The sequence below is a fragment of the Nonomuraea sp. NPDC050202 genome, from assembly GCF_040656115.1.
In the GTDB taxonomy this organism is placed as follows: domain Bacteria; phylum Actinomycetota; class Actinomycetes; order Streptosporangiales; family Streptosporangiaceae; genus Nonomuraea.
The window spans coordinates 1-11,159 of record NZ_JBFALF010000091.1 but is presented as its reverse complement, the minus strand read 5'-3'; the positions used below and the strand labels follow the sequence as shown (position 1 = coordinate 11,159).

Annotated in this window: 7 protein-coding genes; 3 read left to right on the top strand and 4 right to left on the bottom strand. The window is 66.1% G+C overall.

All coding sequences use genetic code 11. The annotated features are described in order from the left end of the window. A partial coding sequence (locus AB0I79_RS62725) for a hypothetical protein (RefSeq protein WP_357896083.1) occupies window positions 1-320 on the top strand: 320 nt, incomplete at its 5' end. A 378-nt stretch (window positions 321-698) separates the two neighbouring features. On the opposite strand, the gene AB0I79_RS62720 is transcribed toward AB0I79_RS62725, so the two are convergent. Further along, entirely contained in the window at window positions 699-1,373 is a 675-nt protein-coding gene (locus AB0I79_RS62720) for a barstar family protein (RefSeq protein ID WP_357896080.1), read from the bottom strand. A 165-nt stretch (window positions 1,374-1,538) separates the two neighbouring features. Next, window positions 1,539-9,023 (bottom strand): RHS repeat-associated core domain-containing protein, encoded by a 7,485-nt coding sequence (locus tag AB0I79_RS62715; protein WP_357896077.1) that lies wholly within the window; start codon window positions 9,021-9,023, stop codon window positions 1,539-1,541. Window positions 9,024-9,526: 503 nt separating this feature from the next. On the opposite strand from AB0I79_RS62715, the gene AB0I79_RS62710 reads away from it, so the two are divergent. Both AB0I79_RS62710 and AB0I79_RS62705 read left to right on the top strand, forming a co-directional pair. Continuing rightward, window positions 9,527-9,739, top strand: coding sequence for a hypothetical protein (locus AB0I79_RS62710; protein WP_357896075.1), 213 nt, complete (start codon window positions 9,527-9,529; stop codon window positions 9,737-9,739). Continuing rightward, window positions 9,736-10,287 carry a hypothetical protein gene (locus AB0I79_RS62705; RefSeq protein WP_357896071.1) on the top strand — a complete coding sequence of 184 codons (552 nt, stop codon included), beginning with the start codon at window positions 9,736-9,738 and terminating at the stop codon, window positions 10,285-10,287. Before AB0I79_RS62710 ends, AB0I79_RS62705 begins: the two co-directional genes overlap by 4 nt. On the opposite strand, the gene AB0I79_RS62700 is transcribed toward AB0I79_RS62705, so the two are convergent. Further along, window positions 10,265-10,471: an AAA family ATPase gene (locus tag AB0I79_RS62700; RefSeq protein ID WP_357896068.1), complete on the bottom strand. Its 207-nt coding sequence runs from the start codon at window positions 10,469-10,471 to the stop codon at window positions 10,265-10,267. The genes AB0I79_RS62705 and AB0I79_RS62700 overlap by 23 nt on opposite strands. Beyond that, window positions 10,459-10,953, bottom strand: a complete 495-nt coding sequence (locus AB0I79_RS62695; protein ID WP_357896065.1) for a hypothetical protein — start codon at window positions 10,951-10,953, stop codon at window positions 10,459-10,461. The genes AB0I79_RS62700 and AB0I79_RS62695 overlap by 13 nt, the downstream gene beginning before the upstream one ends. Window positions 10,954-11,159: the final 206 nt, after the last annotated feature.

The window sequence follows — 11,159 nt, the reverse complement described above, 5'->3', positions numbered from 1 at the left end:
CTGATCACGGTCGACCGCTGACCGTACGCCTGCCTGCGGGAACGGGCGTCAAGATCGACTCATGGCCGGTTTTCCCCGTATCTCGGCTGGACCCGATCCTTGAGCAAGGGCCGGCACTGGAGACGGCCGCCGAGCAGGCCGCCGCGGCGGCGCCGCCGTCGACCGCCTGGCCGCTGATCCGCCGCCTCCACACCGACCTCGAACGCGACCTGGACTCCGCCCAGCGCGGCGCCCGGGCCCGCGACGTCGACGCCGCCGCCCACCAGGCCGCCCAAGCCCGGGAAGTCACCAGAAGGCCCGCGCCGAGCTCGCCGCCGTGACGGACGAACGCGAACGTCGCGCCAACCTGCCACCCGACCGTCGCGACGACGAACGCGCCGCCCGCGCCGAGCATGCCCAGCGCCAGCGCGAAGCGGCCGCCCGGGACGACGGGCCGGCCCGTCCGACACCCGTCCGGCAACGCGAGCGCGACCGACGGGAGGCGTACCGGCCGCCACCAAGCCGCGGCGTCGAACCGTGGGCCCGGCCTGAGCCGCTGACCTGACGGCGCTAACGTGAGCGACCAGGAAATGTATGGGGTGATTCGCCACCTATTAAGGAAACAGCATCACGGTCCGGGCGCGTTGACTACGAATTCATCAGGATCGCAGCCGCTACAGGAAAGGCACGTGAGCACAAGCAAAGATCGAAAATGACATCTACTGGACAATGACTTCTACGCCACCCTTTGTAAGCACGGCAAGCACTTCGCGCAAAAATCCGTTGCCCACTCTTTCTGTAAAGGCCTCACTGTTGTGCCATGTCAATCGAAATGAAGGCTCTTGTTCGCGAGACCCTAGGCAATCCGAAAGAGCGTCAAGGTTTGAGCCGAAGTATCCGCCGGGCCCGTTTACTGCTTCCCCAAGTGCGCAGTAGAAGCTATCAATGTTGGCCATGGTTTGCCCGTAGATAACATAGCCTGGATCATTGCTGTATCGCTTGGCTAGGCGCCCAGAGCTAAACCAGGCCTGCTGTACTACGTGTAGCCAGCTAGCATGGGCCTCTGGCGGATGCTCTGTCCATTCGTTTGGCCTGGTGGGTGGCCCCGAGGCCCAGCGACGCCATATTTCTCCTGCAAAGGAGAAGGGGCAGGTGTATCCAAAAAATGAGACTGTAAGGTCACGCAAACTCTCATTTGCTTTACTTTTGTGCGCAGTGAGCGTCTCTACTCTCCCAATATAATAGGTGCCGATTATTTCCCCGTGAATATCTAGAGTCTGTAGCTCAACGTCTTTAAAGAGTTTGGGCAGCATGGGTATGGGTGACGCTCCATGAAGAATCACTTCTTGTCTCGTGTCCTCCTGTCCGATGAAGAAGCCAACTATGTCCTGCATGTACACGAGTGGGCGTCCGGATTCATCTTCAACGAGACGGTAAAGTGGAGGAGGTATTGCATGATCATTCACTTTACCGTCTCCTGCTCGCGAGAAGGATCGTGCGACGCAGCATATGGATGCGCGTTGCCCTGAGGATGTGACATCGAAAGATTATAGCAGCGTCTACCAGCCTGCATCCGGGAAATGGGGTGCACTAAATTCATGAATAGTCTTATAGTGGTCCTGGCTCCAGCCCATTACTGTTCGCCCATCAGGGAGAGTCTTCTCCAGAATTCGGGTTTCGCCAGGATTCTTGGCGCCGGGAACCTCCCACTCCTTTGCGCCCGCCCATTTCTTGGTGTGCCCGTCGTCGCCTTCGAATATTTTCTGCCTATTCGTATTCGGGTCGATCCTAGGACGCCCGTGCCCCGCGCGAATATCCTCGTACGCCTTGACTACCGGCCTGGGAAGCCCTTGTGGCCAAGGGTCAGACAGTCGGGGCGGTCGGACTCCACGAGGCCCTTTTCCAACTGGACCGCCTGGCAGGATGGGCATGCCAGCGTTGTAGTCAGACGGCCCATTCCAAGCGTCGTAGGCGCTGCGATAAGCCTGGTTGTCGTTGCCGGGATGTGTGTCGTTCCAGCACTTATCGTATTCTGCCGGGCTGTCTGTGGTTCTGGCACACATGTCGTCGAACGCGCCGGCGTCGTTCGCTCCCATGAGGAAGCCGTGGAGCCAGTCGTACCACTCGCCGTCGGGCAGAGGCTGTGCAGGGGGAGGTTCGATGAGGGAGGGTGTACCGGTGCCGCCGCCTGAGGGGAGATCGACGGGAGTTACCGGTGTACCGCTGCCGGGTGTTCCGGTGGCCGGGACGACGCCGATGGGTGCACCCGCGCCAGTGGGGCCGGTCGGGGCGATAGCGGCGTCGCCCAGTTCGATGGGGCCACCGACTGTAGATGGAGGCTTCAACCGATCGAGTAGATCGAGTGGACCAGGTTTGTGTCCTCCTGGGTTGGGGGTGACGGGCTTGAATCCGGGCGGCGGTTTGTACGGCTCGGGTTCCGGCCGCTTCTTGGGTTCCGGCCGTTTGGGTTCTGGCTGCTTCGGTTTCGGTTGCTTGTTGTTGCCGGTGGGTTGTTTTGGGTTGTTGCCGGTCGGGTTGCGGGGTTCGGAGCGTGGTGTGGAGTCGGCAGTGGTGGGCCTGCCGCCGCTCAGGTCTCGAGCTCCATTGTCAGGGTTACAGTTCTTGCCACCGCCGGTGACGCCAGGGTTGGAGACCTTGTCGCGAGCCGAGTTACCTCCGCTTCCCTTGTTCAAGCAGCCAGCGTCAGGCATGTGGCCGGTGGGGTCTCGGTATACGAGCGGGGTCGCGTTGCCGTAGGTATAGCGGTTGGCCTGCACGGATGGGCTGGCGGGCAGTGTCCAGTCGTCGCGGCTGGTGAAGGTGCCGGTGCCGGGCTGGTACCAGCGGGCGTGCATGTTGACGGTGCCGGTGTCGGGGTCGGTGTATTCGGTCTGGTAGCCGAGGCTGGTCTTGGTGCCGGTCTGGGCGGCGGTCTCGCCGAAGGGGGTGTAGGCGGTGCTGGCCGTCAGGGTGGTGCCGGTGAAGGTGCCGATCAGGTCCTGGTGCTGGTCGGTGAGCGCTCCGGCGGCGGGTGCGGCGCCGTCCTTGACGCTGACCAGGTCGCCGAAGGGGTCGCGGCCGTAGCTGGATTGCACGAGGCCGGCCTGGTCGGTGATGGCGGCGATGTCGTTGCCGAGCCCGGCGTAGACGAACCGCTGCTGGGGGCCACCGGTCTTCTGGCGGGTGAGCAGGCGGTCGAAGACGTCGTAGGTGTAGGTGGCGTCGCGGTCGTTGAGGAGACGGTCGAAGGCGTCGAAGGTGAGGGTGCGGCTGGCGCCGTCCTTGCTCTGCGTGGCCAGGGTGCCGCGCGACGTGTAGGTGTAGGTGCTGCCGTCACCTTGGAGCAGGCGGTTGCGTTCGTCGTAGGTGGAGGTCTTGTCGCCGGCCTTGGTGCGGTTGCCGGCGGCGTCCCATTCGTAGGCGGTGGTGGTGCCGTCGGGGCCGGTCCAGGAGGTGAGCCGGCCGGCGTCGTCGTAGTCGTAGGTGTTGCTGCCCGCCCCGGCGAGGCCTTCGGTGGCCTTGGAGGTGAGGTTGTCGTCCTTGTCCCACCCGTAGGTGATCTTGGCGAGCTGGCTGCCGCTGCTGTTGTTCAGCGTGTGGGTCTTGACCCGGTCGAGGGCGTCGTAGGTGTAGGCCTGGGTGTTGGCCGGGTTGGCCGAGGTGACGGTCTTGAGCCGGTCGGCCTTGTCGTAGTCGTAGGTGTTGGTGCGGCCGCTGACCGGGTCGGTGACGGTCTTGAGCCGGTTGGCGTCGTCCCAGGTGAAGGTGGTGGTGCCGGTGGCGTCGACGCGCTGGGTGGGGTTGCCGAGGGCGTCGTAGGAGAAGCTGCTGCCGCCGGTGGGTGCGGTGAGCTTGGTGAGCAGGCTGCGGTCGTTGTATTCGAGCGTCTGGTCGCCCACGCTGGTGGCCCGGTCGGCCAGGTCGTAGCCGTAGGTTTTGTCGCCGGCGACGATGCCGGCCCCGGAGCCGCTGACCTTGGTGAGCCGGTTGAGGGCGTCGTAGTGCCGGTCCAGGCGGACGCCGCCCGGCTTGATGAGCGCGCTCTCGTTGCCGGCCGCGTCGTAGAGGTGGGTCCAGGTGCGATCGGCCGGGTCGGGGTGCGCGGTGGTGGCCGGCTCGGTCAGGGTTTCGACCAGGCCGAGGGTGTTGTAGCTGGTCCAGGTGGCGTTGCCGCGGCCGTCGGTGAAGCGGGTGCGGGCGCCGGTGGCGTCGTAGCCGAAGCTGGTGGTGATCTGCTCGCCGGTGGAGACCGGCTCGATGAGCTGGGTCAGCAGGTTGCTGGCATCGAAGGTGCGCCGGGTGATGTGGCCCTCGCCGGAGGTGATCTGGGTGAGGTTGTCGGCGGCGTCGTAGCCGTAGCCGACGGTGCGCACGGTGGCCCCGGCGCTGTCCAGGCTCTTCAATCCGATCAGGCGGCCGGCCAGGTCGTATTCGGCGGCGGTGACGTTGTTCTCGGCGTCCTTGGTGGTGGCCGCGCGGCCGGCCAGGTCATAGCCGTAGGTGGTGACGTTGCCCGCCGGGTTGGTCTCGGCGGTGACCTCGCCTGCGGCGTTGACCGTGTAGCTGGTGGTGAGGGTCTTGGTGCCAGGGCCGGGCACGGTCACCTTGGTCAGGTCGCCGGCGTCGTTGTACTCCAGGTGCGTGGTGTAGGCCGCGACGGTGGGCTTGCGCTCCAGCGTGGTGCGGGTGATCTGCCGGCCCAGGTCGTCGTAGGTGGCCTGGGTGCGCGCCCCGGTCGGGTCGATGCCGGCCAGTTCCTCGCCCAGTTCGTTGTACTCGCTCACCCACTGCCCGGCCGGCTGTCCGGGGGCGGCGGGCGGGTCGGTGACGCGGACGGCGTTACCCAGGGCGTCGTATTCGACGGTGGTGGCGTGCCCGCGCGGGTCGGTGGTCTTGATCAGCCGTCCGGCGGCGTCGTAGGCGTAGGAGACCTTGGGGGTGACGGCGCTCCCGCCCGGCGGGGTGTAGGTCGCGCCGGTCACCGAGGTCAGCTGGCCGGCCCGGTCATAACCCGAGGTGGTCTGCCGCCCCTCGGCGTCGATCGTGTGGGTCTGCTGCCCTGTGGTGTTGTAGCCGAAGCGGGTGGTCGGGCGGCCCGGCTGCGCGGTCCCGTTCTTCTCGATCTGAACGGTCGGGGACTTGCGCTCCACCAGACGCCCGAGAGTGTCATACCGGTAGCTGGTGGTGTAGGCGTCCGGGTCGGCGCCGCTGGCATTGCCGCGCGGGTCGACCATGCTTTCCACCAGGCCGCGATCGTCCACGAGCCAGGTCTGCGTCAGGTCCTGCCCGTCGTTCTTCACCGTGGTCGCGGTGAGGTAGTTCTCGTTGTTGTAGGCGTGCTCGGTGGTTTCGACGCGCGTCGTGCCCGCCGCCGAGCGCTTGGTCGCGGTGACGTTGTTGTTGGCGTCGTAGGTGTAGGCCGTCTTGCGCGCCAGCTTGGCCGGATTGGGCGTCCCCTGCGGGGCTGGATCGAACGTTTCCGAGGTCAGCCGGTTGGCGGCATCGTAGGCATATTCTGTGGTGGTGATACCTGCGCCAGAGATGGGGTCAGCCCCGATAACTCGCTTGGTGACGTTACCCGCGGCGTCGTAGGTGTTGGCCTCCAGCACGACGTCCTTGGTGGTCATGGCGCCGTTCAGCTTGACATCGTCGCCGATCACCTGCGACAGCAGATTGTCGCCGAAGTACTTGTAGGACGTCAGACGGCGCATCGCGTCAACCTGGCCGGACAGCCGGCCGCCGTCGTCGTAGGAGTACGACTCCAGCGTGAGTTCGGTGGCCGGTTGCGGATTGACCGGGCTGCCGGTCCAGTTCTTCAGTGTCCGGGCGGCCAGTTGCCCGCGTTCGGTGTAGGCGTAGCCGAACACCGCGCCCATCTGATCCGTGACCGTTGACGGCCGGCCGAGCTTGTTCCAGCTGGTGCGGACCACACCGCCCTCCGGGTCGGTGACGGTCTCCTCGTGGCCGTAGGCGTCGTAGGTGTAGACGGTTTGCCGCTCCGCCTCGCCGCCCGTCAGGTCCTTGACCGTCGCGGTGAGCGTGTTGCCGTCCGGATCGTAGGCGTAGCTCGTCTGCGCGGTGTGCGTGACGTCGATGATCTCGTTTTTCACGCCCGGTGATGTCTGGGTGGCCAGCCGTCCCGCGCCGTCGTAGGCGAAGGTGGTCTTCACCCCGCCGGGGTGGGCGTCGGAGATCTGCGTCCGGCTGATCAGACGCCCCAGCGCATCATGTTCCCGTTTGGTGATCAGCCCGCCCGGGTCGGTCTGCTCGGCGAGATCACCGGCCGCGGTGTACCTGAACGCGGTGGTGTTGCGCTTGGCGTCGATACGCGTCTCGACCAGGCCGGCCGGGATGGTGCCGCCGCCGATGGCCGGCTCGGTGCCGTCGGTGTAGGTGATCTCGGCGGTGCGACCGCTGGGGAAGTCGAGGGTGGCCGGCGCGATCTGCTTGGTCTGCTCGCCGTAGCTGTTGTACTCGTAAATGGTGAGGTAGGTGTTGTCGGTGGCGCTGGCCGAGCGGGCGTCGCGAACCTTGGTCACGCGGTCGTTGCGCGGGTCGAACTGGTCATTGCTGTTGACGTAATACTCGGCATGAACAGTTTGACAGTTCCCCGAAGCACGGCAGGTGGTCCTGGTGAGGAGATTGCCGCGCTTGTCGTTCGTGGCCTGAAGGGTGTTGCCGTTCGGGTCAGTGATCTTGCTCAGATAGCCGCCGGTGTCATAGCTGTACGTGGTGGGCTTCTGGCCCGACGTCTTGGTGTTCTGGACCTGGTCGGTGGAGGAGATCGGCCGGTAGCCGCGCCAGGAGTCGTAGACGTTAGTGATCTTGCCGCCGTTCGGGTCGGTCACGTCGACGGTGGCATGGCCGGTGCTGCGGTTGATCACCTGGTCGCTGATCTGCCAAGTGCCGCCGTGCCGGTCGGTGTGGCTCTTGAGCCGGTCCGTGGTCGGCTCGTACACGTTGGCCGCCCAGACCCGCCCGGACGGCAGGGTGATCTTGGCGAGCTTGTGCGGCGCCGCCGCACGGGCGGCGTGATGCCGTTGGACCTCGTGCGCGGTCAGCGGACGGTCGTAGATGGCGACCTCGTCCACCAGGCCGGCCAGCCCGCCGATCGTGGTGACGTACCGGTTCTCGGTGCCGATGATGGTCTGGGTGAGCGTGCCGACGACCGCGCCGTCCAGGTACAGGGTCTGCAGATTGTCGGCGACGGTGAGCACCGCGTGGTGCCAGTTGCCGTCGTTGACCGGCCCAGCTGTGGTGATCGGGGTCGTGGTCGGCTGGTAGGAGCTGCGCAGCTTCCCGTCGCTGCCGACCCCGAACACCTCCTCCTTGGTGGCGCCGCTGGAGGTGCGCAGCGAGATGACGGTGCCGCTGGCGCTGGTCTTGAACCAGGCCTCCATGGTCGCGTACTTGCCGATCTTCGGCACGATCGCGTTGTTGATCCGTACCCCGGTGGTGGGGGTGAGCTCCACCGCGCCGTCCGTCGTGCCCGCCAGGGCGCCCGGCTGGGCGCGCTTGGCGGCGGTGTCGTAGGTGGCGTCGCCCGCGTCGCCCCAGCCCAGGTCCTTGGAGTTGCCGGTGGCCTCGCCGAGCCGCCAGTAGGCGTACGGGTCGGAGTCCAGCACCGTGCTGCGATACAGCGAGCCGGGGTCGTGGCCGTAGGTGGTGCATTCCTGTGCCGGGTTGCACACCTGGGTCAGCACGTCGCCGTCGTAGGTGTAGGTCCAGGTCAGCGCCTTGCCGTCGACCGGGTCGGTGGTTACCGAGGTGATGTGCGCGCCGGCCCAAGTGAAGGTGAGCGAGCGGCCACCGGTGGCGGTGGCCTTGGCCAGCTTGCCGTCGGCGCCGTAGGCCAGGTCCTGGCTGCGCCCCCGGCTGTCAGTGATCTTGGTGAGGCGGCCCTGAGCGTCGAACAGGTAGGAGGTGGAGGACTTGTCCATCAGCCGCCAACCGCCCCCCGTCTGCGTCGACAGGGTGGCGTACATGCCGGGCGGCGGCTGGAAGGTGCCGTTCTTCTTGTCGGCGAAGCGCACCTCGCGCCCGTCCGGATAGGTGACCAGCAGCGACTCGCGGCCGCGGATGGTCTCCGGCACGATGCGCATGTCCCAGCGGGTCGACCAGCCGGCCCCGAACACGCCCGTGCGGCGGGTGTCCATGCTGTTGTAGGAGCGCACCACCGACAGCGGCGGCCCCGCCACCGGCACCTGCACGTCGGTGACCGTCGTGGTGTAGTTCCCGGCCCGCTGGTTGAACTCCTGCCCGTTCACCCCAGAGGTGGACAACTGCGAGCTGATCGTCGGCTGCCGCACGCCCAGCGTGAACGTCTGAATCAGCGAGTACGAACTCGCCCCGCCGATGGTGGAGGCATCGGTGACCTGGGCCCGCCACCAGTACTGCTTGCCCCACGACAGCGTGCCCGCCGGAACCTGCCAGCTGGTCGACAGCGAACAGCAGGACTCGTACCTGGTACAAGTCGACAGGCCCGGGGTCTCACACAGGTCGATGTCGAAGTCGATCGCCCCTCCCGCCCAGGTGCTGCCCTGCACCTGCAACGTCGGCTGCTCCTCCAGCACCAGCGCACCGTTCGCCGGCGTCATCGACGACACCGTGGGTGCCGGCGGCGGCGGGCAAGAGCCGACCTGCTGCCAATACGTGCCGGGGTAGTTCTGCGGCGGCGGTACGTCGTTGAGATATCCAGCGAAGCTGATCAGCGCCTGCCAGACGGTCCGGTTGTAGGCGACCTGCTGGCCCTGGGTGACGGCCCTGTTGGCCACCCAGGCGGGAACCGTCCCGCACGGCGGATCGGCTAGCAACGCCGCCACGGTTGGCGATGTGTCGTCCGTGGTGGACGACGACTGCCGGACCACACCGGCCCGTTCCTCCTCCGGCAGCGCCTCCTTCGGCGCCTTGAACTCGCTCTTCGGAGTACCCGGATGGGCATCGGTCTGCGTTTCATCGCTGGAGGTCAGCGTGGGCAGGCTCGTGGTGGAGCCGTAGGCCTGCTTGGGCGTCTCGGGTGCCGCCTGAACGGCGGCAGCCGTCACGGCCGTAGAAGTGTCAGCTGTGGCCGGTAAGGGCTGAAGGAAGAGTAAGCCGGGAAGCAATCCCGCAAGAATGGCCGTCATCACAGCTGATGTCCGACCAGATCGAGCCCATGCCAAATTCCGGCGCATACGCCGTCACGCTCCGAACCACAACGAGGGACACCCTGTTGGGTGTCAGCCGTCGCTCCACCCACCCGGCAGGAATCCTGGCTCGTGCGGCTCTGGAGCACTTGATCAAACGGACAGAGCGTAACTTCCACAAGATTCAGCAACAAGAGCCACTTTTGCAGTCATGCAGGTACGGAACGCAACTATCCGGATCAATCTCACAAAATGTCCATTTGGCTTAAATCGGCAGTCATGCCTTCAGCGCTCGCCCATCCTCGATCACGCCCAGCGTTATCTTTGGTGACTCTCAGTCGTGCAGCAAGTACTTCAAGTAGTGTTGGCGGCTACTTGGCGCACAGTATCTGGGGGTCCGTACGGCATGTTGGGCAGGTCAGATGCAGCCGAGCGGCACTACTGCCGCCTCGCGGGCGCTGGCGCTGCTGAGCAAGCAGCAGATCAACTTCACCACCGACCGCGCCGAGGCCATCGCGGAGCTGTGTGACGGCGCCGAGGCGGCTATCGCCGCCGTCCGTGACATGGCCACCGGCGCAGCTCTGGACGACGCCGCGCTCGCGGCTTTCATGGACGAGAACGGGAAATTCCTGTGAGCCGACGCCGTGATGCGACGGGTTGGACCCGCGCCGAGACCGACGTCGCCGAAGTGATGATCTGGCTGCGCAGCAACCATGGCCGAGAGGTTAGCTACGCCGACATCGCCGCCGGCGTCGGTATCAAGGACGGCGCCCGCCTGCGGCGGGCCGTCAAGGTCGCCCGCGTGGTCGCAGCCAACCGGGGCGATCGCCTGGAAGGATTCCTGCCATCGCAAAGCCCCGCCCGGCGCCGGGTCTTCGTCACCCGCTACATGCGCCAGGGCCTGGGCGAAGAGTTCGGCGCCCGCGACGCCATGTCCGCCGCCCGCGTGGCGATGACGTCGGTCAAGGACATGCACCGCGCCACCACCTACGAGGCCGCCAACCCACACTCGATCGCCCGCACGGAGTTCGCCACCATGGCCCAGGCCGCTAACGAGTGCATCACCAAGGTCGCCGGCCTCGACACGGTCGGCGAGCAGGCCGTCCGGCGCGAGAACACCAGTCTGCTGACCCAGATGATCGCCGATCTGGAAGCCCAGCTCACCGAGCCTGCAGCAGGCTGACCAGGAGGGCCTTCGCATCACTCGTTAGTCCGCGCCCGCACCGCAAACATTCAGTCATCCACGTCCGCACTGCTGGGATTTCTCTCGCCAAGCTGCTGGCCAGCGTCGTCTTCCCGGAGCCAGGCAGCCCGCACAGCAAGATCAGCCTGGGCTCAGGGCTCGCATCATCGATTAGGGCCTCCATAGCAAGGTCACTTCGGCATGTTGGCACTCTGCTCGAAGTCGAACGACTCCGTCGTTTGCCCCTCCCAAAGGTAGCTCGTGAGCTGCCGACCGGCCTCTGGCTCGTTTGCGGTGTCCTTTGGGCATCGGCAGGCGCAGGGCCTTGTACAACTCCCACCTGTACAGGTCGAAGGCTGCCTCCACCAGGTCGCTGTAGACTCTCGCGGCCGGGAGGACACCGCCGCGATACGCGGAGATCGCAAGCAGCACCGCCACGGGGACGGCCCACCAGACGAAGACTGACCAAACGCCCGCGGCGAGGGCCCACACCATCGTGCGGCCGACCACGTCGAGCCGGGTGCGGGCACCGGAGATCTCCTGGCGCGCAGTCTCCGGCAAGACGAGCCACAACCGCGGCCAGGCGATGAGCACGTCGAGCCCGTACCGCCGCAAGGGCCGCAGCTCACCGGCCCGCAGGATGTTGCCGAGCGCGGTCGGCAACATCAGCTCCGTCGGCGGTACGGCATGCAGGCGGTCTGCTAGCACGGCAGTGTCTGACAAATGATCACGTTCACGGTTGAATGGTCGATCGTGGTGCGACGTGGTGAGCTGACCGACAAGGCGTGGGCGCGGATCCAGCCGCTGCTGCCGGTGGTTGATGGGCGTGGCCGCCCCTGGCGCGATCATCGAGAGGTGATCGATGGCATTTT

Coding starts and splice junctions, on each gene's coding strand:
- AB0I79_RS62710 (WP_357896075.1), top strand. CDS start 9,527: ATGCAGCCGAGCGGCACTACTGCCGCCTCGCGGGCGCTGGCGCTGCTG.
- AB0I79_RS62720 (WP_357896080.1), bottom strand. CDS start 1,373: ATGCAGGACATAGTTGGCTTCTTCATCGGACAGGAGGACACGAGACAA.
- AB0I79_RS62695 (WP_357896065.1), bottom strand. CDS start 10,953: ATGTTGCCGACCGCGCTCGGCAACATCCTGCGGGCCGGTGAGCTGCGG.
- AB0I79_RS62700 (WP_357896068.1), bottom strand. CDS start 10,471: ATGGAGGCCCTAATCGATGATGCGAGCCCTGAGCCCAGGCTGATCTTG.